The organism is Streptomyces violaceoruber, assembly GCF_033406955.1.
Classification (GTDB): domain Bacteria; phylum Actinomycetota; class Actinomycetes; order Streptomycetales; family Streptomycetaceae; genus Streptomyces; species Streptomyces violaceoruber.
The window spans coordinates 6849301-6865666 of record NZ_CP137734.1 but is presented as its reverse complement, the minus strand read 5'-3'; the positions used below and the strand labels follow the sequence as shown (position 1 = coordinate 6865666).

Sequence of the window (16366 nt, the reverse complement as noted above, 5' to 3'; positions counted from 1 at the left end):
GGGAAGTCGGGAAGGCCGCAGGAGCGACAGTGGTGGCGATGGGGGGCGGGAATGACCGTTGACGGCGGTTACGCGGACTTCTTCGGACCGCAGGTGCCGCGCACGGACGACGGCGGCCAGACGGCCACGTTCGCGCTGGCCTCGGCCGCCTACCGGGACAGCGAGGCCGAGGAGATACTGAAGGCCAACAGCGAGTGGCACAAGTCGGCCGTGAGCAAGCCGCGGATCAAGCTCTTCCGACCCAACCTGGGCGAGGCGTTCTCGCGGGCGATCATCGACCGGATGCTCGGCCCCAAGCGGGCCCCGCTCATCCAGTCCTTCGGCACCCAGCCGCAGGTCGTCGTGGAGCACAGCCTCGCGGCGCACCGCATACGCAGGGACCGGGACAACTGGCTGAGCGCCGTCATGGTGCTGTGCGGCCTGCTGTTCCTGCCCGGACTGCTGATCTGGCTCCTGGTCTTCCAGATCCGCACCACCGTCGCCCGGCGCGAGGACAAGCGGGCCGGCGCCCTCGCCACCGCCCTGCTGCTCGCGATGGCGGTCCTCGCCGTGCTCTTCCTGCTCAAGATGCCCTTCAGCGGCTTCTGGGGCTGGTACGCACGTGCCTGCGTCGTCGCCCCGGTCATCGGCTGGTTCTGGGCCAAGCGGATCTGCGAGCGCACGGCACGGGACCTCCGGGAGCGCTGGAGCGGCCTGCTGTCCGGCGCGGGCGTGGGCGCCAAGGTGCCCGAGGCGGTGCCGAGCAGCCCCGGCGAGACGGCGGCCGAGGAACTGCGGCAGTCACTGGCCCGGCTCAGCGCCGAGCAGCAGTCCAACTCCGTCTTCTACGCCGGTCCCAAGGGCATCCTCGGCATGGGCACCCGCTGGGGCAACTGGCAGCTCGCCGAGGAGCTGGTCCCCGTCGACCCGGACCGGGAGATCAACCCGTTCCGCAGCTGGGACGTCATCAAGGCCATCCACGACCGGCTGCGGATGCTGGAGCGCGGCCCGCTGCACACCGGCGGCTTCACCAAGCCCACCGTGCGGCACTGGATCGTGACCCCGATCGGTGAGAACGCCGACTCGGTGTCCAGGCCCGAGGGCACCGACGTCGAGGCGTACCAGGTCAAGCAGCACGCGATACAGGAGATCTGCGACAAGCAGCAGTTCGGCGCGGGCGACCGGCACTACCTGGGCGTCCAGTGGACGCTGTGGGACGGCCAGTTGGTCATCTCCATGCTGATCACGGTGACGGTGCTGCACGAGACGCTGCGCATCGAGGTCACCGGACACGCCCTGGGGCCGGTGCACTCGCTGTTCACCAGCAAGCCCGCGGCCAAGGAGAAGCAGGTCCAGAAGTCGGTCAAGTTCTGGGAGACCCGGACGGTCAAGCTCCCGCTGGTCGACACCGACGAGGTGGTACGGCTGGCCGCACGGGCACCGCTGACCTGGTATCCCCCGTTGCTGTACTGGCTGGGCGGCAAGCTCACGCTGCCCGAGCCCTTCGGCGTGCGGCACGCCTGGGCGGACCGGCCGTGGCGGCACCGCTTCATGGCCGACGACGCGCTGCGGGCGGCCACGCCGGTGCTGCGGGCGGTGCACTCGGCGGCGATCAAGGTGCTGAAGGAGAACGGCGTGGACACGGAGAAGTTCGGTGCCCGCGCGGGTGGTCTCAGCGGGGCGGTGCAGGAGGCGGTGCCGAAGAAGGCGGACGTCTACGACGCGTAGGCCTCCGGCGGTTGGTCGAGGGGCCGGGGCGGGCGTCCCCGGGGCTGCCGCCCCCAGACCCCCGCTTCGGCCTGAACGGCGTCGTCCTCAGACGCCGGACGGGCTGGCGGGCCAGGCCTCTGCCAGCATCTTGCGGGTGTCGCCCAGCAGCTGCGGCAGCACCTTCGTGTGGCCGATCGCGGGCATGAAGTTCGTGTCGCCGCCCCAGCGGGGGACGACGTGCTGGTGCAGGTGGGCGGCGATGCCCGCGCCGGCCACGGCGCCCTGGTTCATTCCCAGGTTGAACCCCTGGGCCCCCGAGGCCGCGCGCAGAGCCGTCATCGCCTGCTTGGTCAGCTCGGCCAGCTCCGCGGTCTCCACCGCGTTCAGCTCGGTGTAGTCGGCGACGTGGCGGTAGGGCACGATCATCAGGTGGCCGCCGTTGTACGGGTAGAGATTCAGCACCGCGTACACGTGCTCGCCGCGCCGGACGATCAGACCGTCCTCGTCGGACTTGGCCGGGATCGAGCAGAAGGGGCAGCCGTCGTCGGCACCGGGGCCGCTCGGCTTGTTCTCGCCCTGGATGTAGGCCATCCGGTGGGGCGTCCACAGACGCTGGAAAGCGTCCGGCGTCCCCACTCCCAGCTGCTGCTCCGGCTCACTCGTCATGCGTGCAGCATATGGCGTCGGTGCTGGGAAGCTGAAAGAGCCCCCGGGAGCTCCTCCCGGGGGCCGATCACCGCGATCGCGGGAGAGAGTCAGACCTGGATCCGGCGCTCCACCACGTCAACGAGCTTCGCCAGGGCCTGGTCGCGCGGAATGCCGTTCTCCTGCGAACCGTCGCGGTAGCGGAACGACACCGTGCCCCCGTGCATGTCCTCGTCACCGACGATGATCATGAACGGGACCTTCTGCTTCTGCTGCGTGCGGATCTTCTTCTGCATCCGGTCCGACGACGCGTCCACGTCGACGCGCAGCCCCTTGCGCCGCGCCTCCGCCGCGAACTCCTCCAGGTACTGCACGTGCGCGTCGCCGACCGGGATGCCCACCGCCTGCACCGGGGCGAGCCAGGGCGGCATCGCGCCCGCGTAGTGCTCCAGGAGCACCGCGAAGAAGCGCTCGATGGAGCCGAACAGCGCGCGGTGGATCATGACCGGGCGCGTCTTGGCACCGTCCGCGGCCGTGTACTCCAGGCTGAAGCGCTCCGGCAGGTTGAAGTCGAGCTGGATGGTCGACATCTGCCAGGTGCGGCCGATGGCGTCGCGCGCCTGGACGGAGATCTTCGGGCCGTAGAACGCGGCGCCGCCCGGGTCCGCCACCAGCTCCAGGTTCTGCTTCTCGGCGACCTGGCGCAGGGTCTCGGTGGCCTCTTCCCAGGCCTCGTCGGAGCCGACGAACTTCTCCGGGTCCTTGGTGGACAGCTCCAGGTAGAAGTCGTTCAGACCGTAGTCGCGCAGCAGGTTCAGGACGAAGGTGAGGGTCTTGTCCAGCTCCTCCGACATCTGCTCGCGGGTGCAGTAGATGTGCGCGTCGTCCTGGGTGAAGCCGCGGGCCCGGGTCAGGCCGTGCACGACGCCCGACTTCTCGTACCGGTACACGGTGCCGAACTCGAACAGACGCAGGGGCAGTTCACGGTAGGACCGTCCCCGCGCGTCGAAGATCAGGTTGTGCATCGGGCAGTTCATGGGCTTGAGGTAGTAGTCCACGCCCTCGTCGAGCTGCATGGGCGGGTACATGCCGTCGGCGTACCAGTCCAGGTGGCCCGAGGTCTCGAAGAGCTTCCCCTTGGTCGCGTGCGGGGTGTAGACGAACTCGTAGCCCTCCTCCTCGTGGCGGCGCCGCGAGTAGTCCTCCATGACCCGGCGGATGATGCCGCCCTTGGGGTGGAAGACGGCGAGGCCGGAGCCGATCTGCTCCGGGATGGAGAACAGGTCCAGCTCGCTGCCGAGCTTGCGGTGGTCGCGCTTCTCGGCCTCGGCGAGGAACTCCAGGTGCGCCTTCAGCTCGTCCTTGGTGGGCCAGGCGGTGCCGTAAATGCGCTGGAGCATCGGGTTCTTCTCGCTGCCGCGCCAGTAGGCGGCGGCGTTGCGCATCAGCTTGAAGGCCGGGATGTTCCGGGTCGTGGGCAGGTGGGGACCCCGGCAGAGGTCCTTCCAGCACAGCTCGCCGGTCTTCGCGTCGAGGTTGTCGTAGATCGTCAGCTCGCCGGCGCCGACCTCGACGTCCGCGCCGTCGTCGCTGGAGGCGGAGCCCTTGAGACCGATCAGCTCCAGCTTGTACGGCTCGTCGGCCAGCTCCTCGCGGGCGGCCTCGTCGGTGACCACGCGGCGGGAGAACCGCTGTCCGCGCTTCTGGATCTCCTGCATCTTCTTCTCGATGGCCTTGAGGTCATCGGGGTGGAAGGGCTTCTCGACGTCGAAGTCGTAGTAGAAGCCGTCCTTGACCGGCGGGCCGATGCCCAGCTTGGCCTCGGGGAACAGCTCCTGCACGGCCTGGGCCATGACGTGCGCGGTGGAGTGGCGCAGGATGTCGAGGCCGTCCTCGGACCTGATCTCGACGGCCTCGACGGTTTCGCCGTCCTTGACCTCGTAGGCGAGGTCCTTGAGGTCGCCGGAGACGCGGGCGGCGATGATCGAGCGCTCGCCGGCGAAGAGCTCGGCGGCCGTAGTGCCCGTCGTCACCACGCGTTCTTCCCGCTCGGAATCCCGCTGGATGATCACACGGACGTCTGACACCGGTCTCTCCTGACTGAAGGTGGGGCCGCGGCGCCATACCGGAGCGCACGCATGAGGGCGATCGTACCGACCCGGGCCCGCGCACCGCGAAACCAGGGGGCGCCGTCTGGATCCTGCCGGAGTCCGCGAGGTCTGGCCGGTCACAAGGCACCGTCCCCGCGACCCCGGCAAGATGCAAACGACACCCCCTAGCCCCGGCAGTCCCCTCCGTCGCCGCAGGCCTCCTCGAAGAAGGCCGCGACCTCGACGTGCTCCTGGACGGCCTTCAGCAGCCGGTCCCGCTCCGCGTCGTCGACCTGGACGGGCGTGATCTCGCAGGCGCCGGTGAGCCGGCGGAACCCGCCCCGGCTCTCCAGTCGCCCCAGCATCCGCACCGGCAGTCCGACGAGGTGGGCGTGCCCGGCGATCCGGTAGGCCTCCTCGTCCAGCGCGACGCGCACGTGCGGCACCTCGGCCCCGGCCAGCACTCGCAGCCGTACGGTGCCCGGGCCGCGGGGGCCAGGCCGACGCATACGGTCCACGGTGCCGGTGATGCGCACCGGCACGGAGGGCTCCGCGCGCAGGTAGCGGGCGGCGGCCTCGCGCAGGGCGGGCAGGTCGCCCGGCGAGAACTCGACGGGTTCGGTGAGGGTGCCGCAGCCCTCGGGCACGCCCGCGGCAGGTGCCCAGCCGACGGCTATCCGGGCGCCCTCGGTGCCCCGGACCAGGGCGACCAGGGACTCGGTCAGCTCGTGGCTGACCCCCGCCGCGACTGCCGAGTCGAAGGCCTCCGCGCCACCCGTGGCCCGCCGGTAGTCGACGGCCTCACGGGCGGCGTACAGGGCCTGGTGCAGGCGTACGGCCAGCGGACGGCCGGTGCCGACCGGCAGGAACGCCGCGAGGTGGCGGCCATCGGGGGCGGGGCCCACCAGGACGCTCTCCAGGGCGGTCTCGGCGGCGCGCCGGTGCCGGGCGCCGTAGTAGCCGGCACGCGCGCGCGTGGCGAGCGCCCCGGCGAGCAGCATGCGGCGGGCGGCGGCGCGCAGCTGCTCCTCCGCCGTCCAGGTCGCCGTGGCGCCGGGCCCCGTCGGCATGTCGCGTTCCCAGCGGATCTCGTCGCTGGGGACGGCGAGGGAGAGCAGGATCTCGCGGGCGGCGGGCGTGCCGCTGCGGGACAGGGCGAGCAGCGCCTCGCCGAGCAGGTCGTCGCTGTCGGGGAAGGCGCGGCTGACGGGCACCAGGAGGCTGGCGCCCCCCGCGGCCGGGCCCGGCGGAGTCCAGCGGCCGTAGCGGCCGGGGGCACCGCCGCGCCGTCGCCAGCCGTGCCGGTGGAGCAGGGCGGTCAGCACGGCCGGGTCGACGGTGCCGGGCTCGGGCGGGGCGCCGTCGCGGGGGCGGTCGCCGGGGGCGTCGGCCGGGTGCGGCCGTACGGACCGCAGGGGCTCGAAGGGCCGCGGGGGGCCGCCGCCGGCCGGGCGGTGCGTCATGGTTTCCCTCCCGTCCCGACCCGCGTCATGATCTCGCACAGCGCCCGGTCGTCGAAGATCCGCGCGGTCGGTATCCGCACGGTGGTGCGCTGCCGGCCCGTGATCGGGTGGCCGGCGAGGTTCGTCCAGTAGCAGCAGTGCCTGAGGTCGAGCCGGTCGTGGCCGGCGCGCAGCCACTGGTCCCGGGACCGGGGGACGATCATCACGACCAGGATCTTGTGCACCGACACCGGGGTGCGGGCGAGCTTGGCCAGGTGGTCGTTGTCGAGGGTGAAGGAGAAGGAGCGGCCGGGCGGTCCGGGGGCGATCTGGTAGGTGGCCTTGAGCTGCACCTTGATGGTGACCTCGTCGTCGACGGTGTGGCCCGGGGCGCTGTGGCTGACGTGCCAGTCGATGCCGTTGTCCGGGAAGGGCTGGGAGAGCGAGCAGCCCGCCGCGGCGGCGACCGCGTGGAGGTATCCGACCTGCAAGGTCTCCATGCAGGCGGTGGTGGCGAGAGAGCCGCGTGAGGGCGTGGTGTGCTCCGGCAGCAGCCCGCCCCGTTCGGGCTGCGCAATGGCCATGACCAACAGCCTTCCAGAACTGGTGAATCCCCGCTGCGGGTCCGTGAACTGCAAAGACCCGTACTCCTGTTGTGTCCTTCCGGCGTACGCCGCAAACAGCCCGGGTATCACCGAACCGGGACAAGGGGCGGCGCGTCAGCTGCCGTGTTCGGACGAGGAGTTGAGTGCCCTATGACGAGTTGGTTCGAGGGGCCGTTGGCCGCCTTCGACACGGAGACGACGGGTGTGGACACCGAGACCGACCGGATCGTGTCGGCCGCCCTCGTCGTCCAGGACGCGCCGGGGCTGCGCCCGCGGGTGACCCGGTGGCTGGTGAACCCGGGTGTGCCGGTGCCCGAGTCGGCGACGGCGGTGCACGGGCTGACGGAGGAGTACGTGCAGCGCCACGGGCGGTGGCCGGCGCCGGTGATGTACGAGATGGCGGAGGCGCTGACCGAGCAGGCCCGCGCGGGGCGTCCGCTGGTGGTGATGAACGCGCCGTTCGACCTGACGCTGCTGGACCGGGAGTTGCGCCGGCACCGCGCCTCGTCGCTGGGCCGCTGGCTGGAGCGGACGCCGCTGCATGTGCTGGACCCGCACGTCCTGGACAAGCACCTGGACCGCTACCGCAAGGGCCGCCGTACGCTTACCGACCTGTGCGCGCACTACGGCGTGGAGTTGGCGGGCGCGCACGACGCGGCGGCCGACGCCCAGGCGGCGCTGGAGGTCGTGCGGGCGGTGGGGCGCCGTTTCCAGGCGCGCCTCGAGCGCCTCTCCCCCGCCGAGCTGCACACCCTCCAGGCGGTGTGGCACGCCGGGCAGGCACGCGGGTTGCAGGCGTGGTTCGCGCTCAACGGCACCGAGGAAGCGGTGGACCCGGCGTGGCCGCTGCGCCCGGACCTGCCGGCGGCGGCGTGAGTCTTCGTCCCCGGTCCGTGTGAATGCCGGAACACGAAGAAGCCGGTCCGTCGTGGGACGGACCGGCTCTTCCCGGGTGGGCGATACTGGGTTCGAACCAGTGACCTCTTCGGTGTGAACGAAGCGCTCTCCCACTGAGCTAATCGCCCGGGAACGCACTGAACAATACAGGGCGCCCCGCGTTTCCATCAAACCGCTTGCCGACCGCCCGCCAGGTGCGCCGCGAGACCTCGTCGCCCCGCCCGCATCATGAGGCGGTGGTTGGCCCGGAACAGCGGCCGTCCCGGTACGGCGAGGCGGCGCAGCAGCGGCTTGCGGACGACGACCTCCTGGTCGTAGCGGACGAGGGAGGCGGAGCCGCGCGGGGCGACCGTCCAGCGTGCCCAGCCCTCCATGTCGCCGCTCATCGCGACCTCCAGCACCCCTTCGGCCGGGTCCCGGCGCTGCTCCCGCACGGTCGCGGTGAGGTCGTACGGAAGCAGGGAACGGAACCGGAGGAGGCCGCTGGTGTCGTCGAGCCGGGTGACCTCGCGGACCTGCGGCCACCAGCGGGGGTAGTCCTCGATGCGTTCCAGGGCCCGGTAGACGTCCGGGGCGGGCGCGGGCAGCGGCCACCGGCTGCGGAAGCGGTAATGGTTCCAGTCCACCCGTGCAGTGTGCCCGCGCCCGCGCCCCGTACGGGCCCGCTACGGCATCCTGTCCCCCAGGAGTGCGAGGTTCTCGATGGCGGCCAGGCCGTAGAGCGCGGTGTCGTTGGTGGACACCCAGCTCGCCTCGCTGCCCGGGACCGGGGCGACGGGGCCGCTCAGCTTCTCCGTCGTCCAGGGCGCCGACTCCTTGTAGCCGTCGGAGTCGTAGAACTTCTGCCAGGCGCGCGCGGCGAGCTTGTCGTCGCCGGTGCGTACGGCGGCGTACGCGTCGAGGCGGGAGTGGCCCTGGAAGAGGATGAGGCTGCCGAAGTTGGTGCCGTAGCGCTCGGCCTGTTCGGTCTTGCTCGCGTTGAAGTAGCGGCAGTAGTCGTAGTACGCCTCCTCGAACTTCGGCATGTCGACGAGGTCGATCAGTTCGGCGCACAGTTCGTTCAGGCCGAAGACGGCGGACAGGTGGGAGACCTCGACCTTCGGGGTGTCGGCGACGGCGAACTTCCCGGTGTCCAGGTCGTACAGGCCGCTGCCCTGGACGAAGCCGTTGGGCTGGGCGGCGATGGTCTCCATGGTGGACAGGACGCGGTCCCTGGCCTTCTCCCACTTGGGGCCCTTGCGTTCCCACTCGGTGAGCCAGGCCGAGACCAGGCCGCTCCAGTCGGTGCCGAAGCCGACCGACAGGGCGTTGCGGTCGGGGGTGTAGGGCTCGGTGCGGATCTTGCGGAGCGGGTCGAGGGCGAGGAAGGTCTCGTCGGAGTCGACGTTGGCGTGCATGAGGTCGCCGACGCGTTCGTCGGCGGTGAGGAAGTAGTAGAAGCGCCGGTAGGTGGTGTTGGCGATGCGCTGCTGCTTGGCGCTGTCGGCGTAGTGCTGGACGCCGTGCCGGGTGCCGAGCCCGGCCCATTGGCCCAGGTGGTAGACGTCCACCTCGCCGGTGTGCCGGGTCATGGCCTCGGCGAAGCGGAAGATGTCGGCGCGGCCGGAGCGCAGGTAGGCGTACCAGAGCCAGAGGTCCGGGGAGAGCTCGGAGTTGTCCCAGGCATAGCCGCCGATGTCGTACCGCCAGGTGTGCCGGGCGGCGTCGTAGGTGTGCATGATGTCGCCGTAGTCCCAGAAGCCGTACCAGCGGCGCTGCTCCACCTGGTCCTTGTAGTAGGTGAAGAGGAAGTCGAGGTGGTCCTCGATCTTCGCCTTGGCGGGGGTGGAGCGGTCGGGCTCGGAGTAGAGGCCCGGGCCGAAGACCCCGGCCTTGACGAGCTGCTTGGGCGGGGCGGCCAGTTGCGGCAGTACGCGCACCGCCTCGACCTGTTCGGCGAGCCGCTCGGCGCCCGGGGTGGCGTCGTTGGCCCAGAAGAGGAGTTCCGAGGTGCGGGCGATGCCGTAGGGGGTGCCGAACTCCGGCTCGTAGTCCTCGTAGGTGATGTTGAGGCCTTCGAGCTGCTCGGGGAACGTGTCCTGGCCCATGCCGTCGTGGTAGAAGCGCAGGTCCATGGGCTGGGCCTCGGGTGACCAGAGCCAGAGGGTGACCTCGGCCTCGTCGGTCTGGGCGTCGCGGATGTCGAGTTGGGCGGGGTGCTTCTCCCAGAAGTCGCGCAGGCCGAAGGAGAGGCCGCCGCTCGCGCCGCCGACGTAGCCGAACCCGGAGGCGCGCCGGCCTCCGCCCGCGCCGATCCAGCCGTGGCCCTTCTTGGTGCGCTTGCGCAGGGTGAAGCCGTCGGCGGACAGCTGGGAGAGGGTGTAGTCGCCCCACTCGGGGATGTACTGCAAACGGGTGGTGACCCGCTGGTCCCAGGTGGCGGGGTCCGGGAGCTTCTCCCCGGCGAACTGGGCCGCCTGGACGGCGGCTCCGGGGTCGCGGCGCAGGCCGGTGACGCCCTTGACGGCCTCGCGGAGCAGACCGGTGCCCTCGCCGCCGATCCGGATGTGGCGGTCGTAGGCCTCGTCGCGCATCGGGACGGTGAAGCGGACGCCGAGCCCGCGGACGAAGTCGCCGCTCGCCCTGCCCGGCTCCTGCTTCCCGTCGAACGTGACGGTGTGCACCATGCGGAAGGAGTCGGCGCCGGCGTAGAAGCAGAGGCGGATGGAGAAGGGGAGCCAGCCGCGGTGGCCCTTGCGGTGTTTGCCGTCGATGCGGACGACGGCGCGGACGGGGCCCTCCTGCTCGACCTTCACGTCGTCGATCGCGCCGTCGAAGCGCTCGTACTTGACCGTGCCCTGGTCGCCGTCCTCGATCTCGGGCTGGCGCAGCAGGACGAGGCGGCCGTTCTTCGCGATCTCGGTGGAGCCCCGGGTGACCGACTTGATCAGTGCCGATCCGGACGTGCCGATTCTGGCGGTGATGACGCCGGTCGATATGTCGATGGTGCCGCCGTGCCGGGCGACGGCGACCTTCTTGGCGGGAGCGGCCGGGGTGCCGGCGGCGAGGGTGAGCCTGCCGCTGCCCGAGGCGACGGCGTGGGCGGTCCACTTGAGGGAGCCGTCGGGCCAGTGGGCGAGCGGCCAGGTCTGCACGGGTACGGCCTTGCCGTCGGCGTCCGTGACGGCGAACGACTGGCCTTCCTGGAAGGTGCCCCGGGGCCAGGGGACGCCGACGGTGGAGCCGGGGGCGGCGCCGAGGCCGCCGTCCTCCAGCCAGCTCAGGGTGACGGGGCTGTCGTCGGCGACCGGGGCGGCGGCGGGCGCGGCCTGTGCGTTCTTCGTGCCCAGTGCCCAGCTGAACTGGGCGGCGGCGCCGGCGACGGCGGCCGCCTTGAGGAGGGACCTGCGGGGGATGGGGGACATGGCCTTTCCTTTCCGTGCGGGTGTGCAGGGGTGTCAAGGGCATGACAGATCGAGGTGCGGCTCGGAGGCACCGGCCCCCCCGGTACCGAGGGGTGGCCGCCGCGGCACCGGACCACCCCGGGCGAAGGCGCCGGGTCAGCGGCGCCGGTAGCGCTCCTCCACCGCCACGGCCGCCGCGGCGACGGCGCCCAGGACGGCGACGGCCAGCGGTGCGCTGAACCAGCCGGAGCAGACCACGACGGCCAGCCCGCCGACGAGGAGGAAGGAACCGGCGGGGTCGAGCACGGTGCGCCGGCCCGCCGACGCGAGCAGCGACCGCCAGGAGGCGCCGGGGCGCCAGTCCGCCGCCGCGCGCAGCCCCGCGACGGCCGCGCCGATCAGGGCGAGGACGCCGAGGGCGCCGACCAGCGGGCCGCCGGGCAGACCGTCCCGTACGGCCCGTACGTCGATCCACACCACCGCGAGGGCGGCCCAGCCGGCGACCCCGACGAGCCATCCGTGGCGTACCGCCGCCCGGAAGTCGGCGGCGAACTCCCGCCAGCCGCCCCGCTCGTGGGCCAGCCGGCGCCCGAGGTGCCGCGCGCCGGCCGCGAACGCGGCGGGGTAGGTGACCAGGGGCAGCGCCGCCACCGCGATCCACACGCCGGTGAGCAGGCACTCGGCGAACAGGGCGAAGCCCTGGGCGAACCGGGACTCCCCCGGCTCCGGACGGGCCTTGGCACGCGCTTCGGTCATCGGAATCCCCCCTCAGCCCTTCAGGCCGGACGTCGCCATGCCGTCGATCAGATAGCGCTGGAAGGCCAGGAAGAACGCGAGGACCGGCAGCAGGGCGACGAGCGACATGGCGATCATGCCGCCGTAGTTCGCCAGGCCCTCCTGGTCCACGAACATCTTCAGGCCGAGGGAGATCGTGTATTTGCCGGGCTCGTTGAGGTAGATCAACGGGCCCATGAAGTCGTTCCAGGAGTTGATGAAGGTGAAGATCGCGCTGGTGATCAGCGCCGGCCGGCACAGCGGCAGCACGATCGACCAGTAGATCCGCAGGTGTCCGCAGCCGTCGAGGCGGGCGGCCTCGTCCAGCTCCCTGGGCAGGTTGCGCATGAACTGCACCATCAGGAAGACGAAGAACGCCTCGGTGGCCAGGTACTTCCCCAGCAGGAGGGGGGTGTACGTGTTGATCATGTCCAGGTTGCGGAAGAGCACGTACTGCGGGATCAGCAGCACGTGGTACGGCAGCAGCAGGGTGCCGATCATCAGCGTGAACAGCAGGTTGCGGCCGGCGAACCTGATCTTCGCGAAGGCGTAGGCCGTCAGCGAACACGACACCACGATGCCGACCACGGAACCGACGGCGAGGAAGAGCGAGTTGACGAAGAACGTGGAGATCGAGATGTCCGCGATGCCGTCGGCGAGGCTCGTGTAGTTGTCCGTGATCGGGTCGCCCGGGAAGAGGTCCAGGCTGCCGACGATGTCGCCGCTCTCCTTGAAGGAGCCGCCGATCACCCAGAGCACCGGGTAGAGGATCACGGCGAGGATCGCCAGCGATCCGAGGTGCCAGGCGAGCGATCCCGGCAGCCTGCGCCGGAGCGCGGCCGCCCTGGTGGACCGGGGCGGTGGGGCGCCGGTGGCCGGTGTGACGTCGGTGGCCTGCGCGCTCATCGGCCGCCCTCCTCGTAGTGCACCCAGCGCTTCTGGGACCAGAACAGCACCGCGGTGACCAGGGCGACCGCGACGAGCAGCATCCACGCCATGGCGGAGGCCAGGCCCATGCGGCTGTTCTCGAAGCCCTGGACGTACAGGTAGCAGGTGTAGACCATCGTGCCGTCCGCGGGACCGCAGGCGTTGCCTCCGGCGCCGCCGCCGACGATGTAGGCCGAGCTGAAGATCTGGAAGGAGTGGATGGTCTCCAGCAGGACGTTGAAGAAGAGGACCGGGGAGATCATCGGCAGGGTGATGTTCCAGAACTGCCGCAGCTTCCCCGCGCCGTCCACGTCGGCCGCCTCGTACAGCTCGCGCGGGACCTGCTTCAGACCGGCCAGGAAGATCACCATCGGGGCGCCGAACTGCCAGACGGTGAGCGCCACCAGGCTGTAGATGATCAGTTCCGGGTCGCCGGTCCAGCCGCCGGCGTCGATGCCGAAGAGCTGCTGGGTACGGTCGACGACCGCGTCGTCCGAGAAGATCGCCTTCCACACGATGGCGACGGACACGCTCGCGCCGATCAGTGACGGGGCGTAGAAGGCGGCCCGGTAGAAGGCCTGTCCGCGCCGCTTCTGGGCCAGCAGCAGCGCTACTCCGAGCGCCGCGATCAGCTTGACCGGCGTACCGACGACGACGTACCAGAGCGTGATCCTGACCGAGTGGCGCCAGCGCGGGTCGCCGAACATCTCGGAGAAGTTGTCCAGGCCGATCCACCTGGGGGCGTCGAACAGGTTGTAGTCGGTGAACGCGAAGTAGAGCGAGGCGACCATCGGGCCGGCCGTCAGCAGCAGGAACCCTGCGATCCAGGGGGACATGAAGAGGTATCCGGCCAGGTTCTCCCGGCGGCGCCGCCGCTTCAGTTCGGCGGGGCGCGGGGACTTCACCGGGCCGTGCCGCGGCTCGGGGTCCGCCCGGCCCTCCAGCGCGGGGGCGTGTGTCACGGCGCTCCCCATCAGCCGGCGAGAGCCGTCTTCGACTCGGTGAAGAACTGCTCGACGGCCTCTTCGACGGACCGCGAGCCGAGCGCCATCTCCTCGGCGATGCGCAGGAAGGCGGCCTCGCAGATGTCGGCCCCGTTGGGGTGCGGAGTGATCTGCTCCAGGACACCGGCCTCGACGAGCGACTCCTCGTAGGCGGCGATGGCCTTGTTGACCGGGTCGGTCGGCCGGTAGGCGTCGTACTGGGCCTGTGTGGTGGGAACTCCGCGGTCGTAGCCCATGATCTTGGCGACCTCGGGGTCGTGGACCATGAAGTCGATGAACTGGGCGACTTCCTTGGGGTGCTCGGTGCGCTTGTAGCCGCTGAGCATCAGCGAGCCGAGGTACTGGCCGGTGCGCTTGCCGTCCGTGGTCGGGATCGGCGCGAGTCCGTACTCGCTCTTGCCCTCGGAGGTGTAGCGGACGGTGAAGTTGTCCCAGGTGAACTCACTGCCGGCGAGTTCCGCGGAGAGGGCCGACTTGGGCTTGATCTGGGCGACCTTCTTGGCGTCGGCGAAGAGTCCGGACTTCACGCCCTTCTCCGCCTTGGTCCACCAGGTGGTCAGATCGGCCTCGGTGAAGCCGAGTCCGTCCTCGGTGAAGAAGGCCTTGCCGTTCTGGCGCAGGTACAGGTCGTAGAGGTACATGACGCCGTACATGCCGCTGTCCCCGGCGCGGCCCGTCCTGTCGCGGATCTTCGTCATCGCCTCGTCGAAGTCGTCCCACGTCCAGCCCTGTTCCGGCTTGACGCCGGCCCGGGTGTAGACGGGCTTGTCGATGACCAGGGCCATCGAGTTGGAACCGACGGGCACGCCGAGGAGTTTGCCGTCGATCTCGCCGAACTTCTCCAGGCCCGCGCGGAATCCGTCCATGGAGAGGTTTCCCGCATCGACCTGGCCGCTCAGATCGAGCAGGACATTCTTGGCATCGTATTTGCGGAGAAATCCGATGGCATTCTGGAAGACGTCCGGTGGATTCCCCCCGGAGGCCTGGGTGTTGAACTTCTTCCAGAAGTCGGTGTACGGCTGGAAGTCGGTCTTGACCTTGATCTTCGGATACTTCTTCTCGAAGAGCGCGATGGTCTTGTTGATGCGCTCGGCCCGGTCCTCGGCGCCCCACCAGGAGTAACGGATCGTCACCGTTCCGTCCCCGGAGCCACTGCCGCCGCCGCACGCGGTGGCCGTGGCCCCGAGTCCGGCGACGGCCAGCGAGGCCCCCGCCGCCTTGAGGATCGTGCGCCTTCCGGCCTGCCGCTCCGCATTCCCGCCCTGCTGCATACGAGCCTCCCCGCGACGTCGCTCTCGCCTCATGAATCGTTTCAAGTAAGCGCTTGCTGGCACAAGGTACGGAGGGCCCGGGGGTGCGTCAATGATTCGGACAGGAATTACTGGACGGGGGCCGCGGCCAGGCCGGGGCACCTCTCCATGAATGCCCTCCGGCACCCCGGAGAACCCACAGGTCGGCGCGGCGTGACCGACCCACCGAACAGCCGCGGGGCCGCAAAGGGCCGCGCCGCCGAAGGTCACGGTTGAATGAAGGCGGGCGGAGGCGGAATGCCCGGACACCTGGACGCGGCGCACACGAAGGCGGCCCGGCTCACGATCGTGAGCCGGGCCGCCTGATGATCCGGTGGGCGATACTGGGTTCGAACCAGTGACCTCTTCGGTGTGAACGAAGCGCTCTCCCACTGAGCTAATCGCCCGGACGCAGGAAGAACATTACCCCATGTCAGAGCCGCCGGTGACCAGCGGGGGCCGCACCGGCGCACCCCCGCGGCCGGTCGGCCGGCTCTCCTGAGTGATCACTGGTCCTTGATCTTCCAGGGCATCTCGAGGCCGAACTTCCACAGGTAGATCCCGGCCAGCACGGCGATGATCACCACGCCGATCGAGGTCAGGATGATGTTCCGGCGCCGCACCCTCGGGTCGAGGGCACGCTGCGCCGCCTCGGTGACCTTGCGCTTGGTCCAGCGCAGCACCAGCTGGGCCCAGACGAACTCGGTCGCCCAGATCGCCATGCCGCCGAAGATCACGACCCAGCCCGGTCCGGGCAGCGGCAGCATGATGATGCCGGCCACCACGACCGCGAGGCCGACGACGAAAACGCCGACCTGCCAGCTCAGGTGCAGCGCACGACGCGCCTTGACGAATTCCGGCGCCCGCGAACCGAGCGCCCGCTCGGCCGTGGCCTCGTCCGTCCCCGTACGGTCTGCCGCCACGGCTGCCTCGCCGGGCTTGTTACTCCCCGTGTTCATACGGCCAAACACTACCGGAGCGAAACCTGTCACCGGAATGGGCGTACGACTCGAACGGTCCATCGGCCGGAAGAGTTACGTAAACACACGCAAAACACTCAGAGGGGTTTACAACGGCACCGTAGGTGGCATGTCGATTTCGCCGACGTGCGAATCCCCGAGCGCACACTGAGCGAAAGGCCCTGGCGCTTATGAACACCACGGTCAGCTGCGAGCTGCACCTGCGCCTCGTTGTGTCGAGCGAGTCCTCCCTGCCTGTCCCCGCAGGCCTGCGGTACGACACGGCCGACCCCTACGCCGTGCACGCCACCTTCCACACCGGAGCCGAGGAGACCGTCGAGTGGGTCTTCGCCCGCGACCTGCTCGCCGAAGGTCTCCACCGTCCCACCGGCACCGGCGACGTCCGTGTCTGGCCGTCCCGCAGTCACGGCCAGGGCGTCGTGTGCATCGCTCTCAGCTCCCCGGAGGGCGAGGCACTGCTCGAGGCCCCGGCGCGGGCCCTGGAGTCCTTCCTGAAGCGCACAGACGCCGCCGTGCCCCCCGGCACGGAACACCGGCACTTCGATCTCGATCAGGAGCTCTCGCACATCCTGGCGGAAAGCTAGGGCGGGGCCTCGCGTGAAGCCGCCCGTCGCCGTCGACTCGGGGTGACGGCACGGGCC

At 70.4% G+C, this 16366-nt stretch carries 14 protein-coding genes and 2 tRNA genes; 3 read left to right on the top strand and 13 right to left on the bottom strand.

Annotation, left to right across the window (positions count from 1 at the left end; translation table 11 throughout):
* Nucleotides 1-51 precede the first annotated feature (51 nt).
* Nucleotides 52-1707 (top strand): hypothetical protein, encoded by a 1656-nt coding sequence (locus tag R2E43_RS30795; protein WP_003977298.1) that lies wholly within the window; start codon nt 52-54, stop codon nt 1705-1707.
* An 87-nt stretch (nt 1708-1794) separates the two neighbouring features.
* Here R2E43_RS30795 and R2E43_RS30790 read toward each other — a convergent pair whose 3' ends face one another.
* The 4 genes from R2E43_RS30790 to R2E43_RS30775 all read right to left on the bottom strand — a co-directional run bounded on the left by R2E43_RS30790 (nt 1795) and on the right by R2E43_RS30775 (nt 6450).
* A complete protein-coding gene (locus R2E43_RS30790) occupies nt 1795-2355 on the bottom strand; it encodes an HIT family protein (RefSeq protein ID WP_003977297.1) in 561 nt (186 codons plus the stop codon).
* Nucleotides 2356-2444: 89 nt separating this feature from the next.
* A complete protein-coding gene (gene thrS, locus R2E43_RS30785) occupies nt 2445-4421 on the bottom strand; it encodes a threonine--tRNA ligase (RefSeq protein WP_332056746.1) in 1977 nt (658 codons plus the stop codon).
* Between the two features lie 188 nt (nt 4422-4609).
* Nucleotides 4610-5887, bottom strand: a complete 1278-nt coding sequence (locus R2E43_RS30780; RefSeq protein ID WP_030871094.1) for a hypothetical protein — start codon at nt 5885-5887, stop codon at nt 4610-4612.
* Nucleotides 5884-6450, bottom strand: coding sequence for a DUF4365 domain-containing protein (locus tag R2E43_RS30775; RefSeq protein WP_003977294.1), 567 nt, complete (start codon nt 6448-6450; stop codon nt 5884-5886). The genes R2E43_RS30780 and R2E43_RS30775 overlap by 4 nt, the downstream gene beginning before the upstream one ends.
* Nucleotides 6451-6621: 171 nt before the next feature.
* Between R2E43_RS30775 and R2E43_RS30770 the strand changes: the two genes are divergently transcribed.
* Nucleotides 6622-7347 (top strand): 3'-5' exonuclease, encoded by a 726-nt coding sequence (locus tag R2E43_RS30770; protein ID WP_003977293.1) that lies wholly within the window; start codon nt 6622-6624, stop codon nt 7345-7347.
* Between the two features lie 77 nt (nt 7348-7424).
* Here the strand turns inward: R2E43_RS30770 and R2E43_RS30765 are convergent.
* The 9 genes from R2E43_RS30765 to R2E43_RS30725 all read right to left on the bottom strand — a co-directional run bounded on the left by R2E43_RS30765 (nt 7425) and on the right by R2E43_RS30725 (nt 15704).
* Nucleotides 7425-7496: transfer RNA gene (locus R2E43_RS30765), tRNA-Val, on the bottom strand.
* Nucleotides 7497-7535: 39 nt separating this feature from the next.
* Nucleotides 7536-7994, bottom strand: a complete 459-nt coding sequence (locus tag R2E43_RS30760) for an SRPBCC family protein (RefSeq protein WP_003977292.1) — start codon at nt 7992-7994, stop codon at nt 7536-7538.
* 39 nt (nt 7995-8033) lie between these two features.
* Entirely contained in the window at nt 8034-10772 is a 2739-nt protein-coding gene (locus R2E43_RS30755; protein WP_332056745.1) for an exo-rhamnogalacturonan lyase family protein, read from the bottom strand.
* A 135-nt stretch (nt 10773-10907) separates the two neighbouring features.
* Nucleotides 10908-11507 carry a hypothetical protein gene (locus tag R2E43_RS30750; RefSeq protein ID WP_030871100.1) on the bottom strand — a complete coding sequence of 200 codons (600 nt, stop codon included), beginning with the start codon at nt 11505-11507 and terminating at the stop codon, nt 10908-10910.
* 12 nt (nt 11508-11519) lie between these two features.
* Nucleotides 11520-12431 carry a carbohydrate ABC transporter permease gene (locus tag R2E43_RS30745; RefSeq protein WP_319216941.1) on the bottom strand — a complete coding sequence of 304 codons (912 nt, stop codon included), beginning with the start codon at nt 12429-12431 and terminating at the stop codon, nt 11520-11522.
* The gene (locus R2E43_RS30740; protein ID WP_030871104.1) at nt 12428-13426 is read right to left on the bottom strand and encodes a carbohydrate ABC transporter permease; all 999 of its coding nucleotides are present in this window, start codon (nt 13424-13426) and stop codon (nt 12428-12430) included. Before R2E43_RS30740 ends, R2E43_RS30745 begins: the two co-directional genes overlap by 4 nt.
* A complete protein-coding gene (locus R2E43_RS30735; protein WP_011027838.1) occupies nt 13426-14727 on the bottom strand; it encodes an ABC transporter substrate-binding protein in 1302 nt (433 codons plus the stop codon). Before R2E43_RS30735 ends, R2E43_RS30740 begins: the two co-directional genes overlap by 1 nt.
* Before the next feature lie 353 nt (nt 14728-15080).
* Nucleotides 15081-15152 (bottom strand) — tRNA-Val (locus tag R2E43_RS30730).
* Between the two features lie 99 nt (nt 15153-15251).
* Nucleotides 15252-15704 (bottom strand): TIGR02611 family protein, encoded by a 453-nt coding sequence (locus R2E43_RS30725; RefSeq protein ID WP_011027839.1) that lies wholly within the window; start codon nt 15702-15704, stop codon nt 15252-15254.
* Nucleotides 15705-15895: 191 nt separating this feature from the next.
* Between R2E43_RS30725 and R2E43_RS30720 the strand changes: the two genes are divergently transcribed.
* On the top strand, nt 15896-16309 hold the full coding sequence (locus R2E43_RS30720; RefSeq protein ID WP_004002642.1) for an SsgA family sporulation/cell division regulator: 414 nt from the start codon (nt 15896-15898) through the stop codon (nt 16307-16309).
* Nucleotides 16310-16366: the final 57 nt, after the last annotated feature.

Bases quoted from the DNA above. Each gene is read 5' to 3' on its own strand.
- R2E43_RS30795 (WP_003977298.1), top strand. From the start codon at position 52: ATGACCGTTGACGGCGGTTACGCGGACTTCTTCGGACCGCAGGTGCCG.
- R2E43_RS30790 (WP_003977297.1), bottom strand. From the start codon at position 2,355: ATGACGAGTGAGCCGGAGCAGCAGCTGGGAGTGGGGACGCCGGACGCT.
- R2E43_RS30780 (WP_030871094.1), bottom strand. From the start codon at position 5,887: ATGACGCACCGCCCGGCCGGCGGCGGCCCCCCGCGGCCCTTCGAGCCC.
- R2E43_RS30775 (WP_003977294.1), bottom strand. From the start codon at position 6,450: ATGGCCATTGCGCAGCCCGAACGGGGCGGGCTGCTGCCGGAGCACACC.
- R2E43_RS30770 (WP_003977293.1), top strand. From the start codon at position 6,622: ATGACGAGTTGGTTCGAGGGGCCGTTGGCCGCCTTCGACACGGAGACG.
- R2E43_RS30755 (WP_332056745.1), bottom strand. From the start codon at position 10,772: ATGTCCCCCATCCCCCGCAGGTCCCTCCTCAAGGCGGCCGCCGTCGCC.
- R2E43_RS30750 (WP_030871100.1), bottom strand. From the start codon at position 11,507: ATGACCGAAGCGCGTGCCAAGGCCCGTCCGGAGCCGGGGGAGTCCCGG.
- R2E43_RS30745 (WP_319216941.1), bottom strand. From the start codon at position 12,431: ATGAGCGCGCAGGCCACCGACGTCACACCGGCCACCGGCGCCCCACCG.
- R2E43_RS30740 (WP_030871104.1), bottom strand. From the start codon at position 13,426: ATGGGGAGCGCCGTGACACACGCCCCCGCGCTGGAGGGCCGGGCGGAC.
- R2E43_RS30735 (WP_011027838.1), bottom strand. From the start codon at position 14,727: ATGCAGCAGGGCGGGAATGCGGAGCGGCAGGCCGGAAGGCGCACGATC.
- R2E43_RS30725 (WP_011027839.1), bottom strand. From the start codon at position 15,704: ATGAACACGGGGAGTAACAAGCCCGGCGAGGCAGCCGTGGCGGCAGAC.
- R2E43_RS30720 (WP_004002642.1), top strand. From the start codon at position 15,896: ATGAACACCACGGTCAGCTGCGAGCTGCACCTGCGCCTCGTTGTGTCG.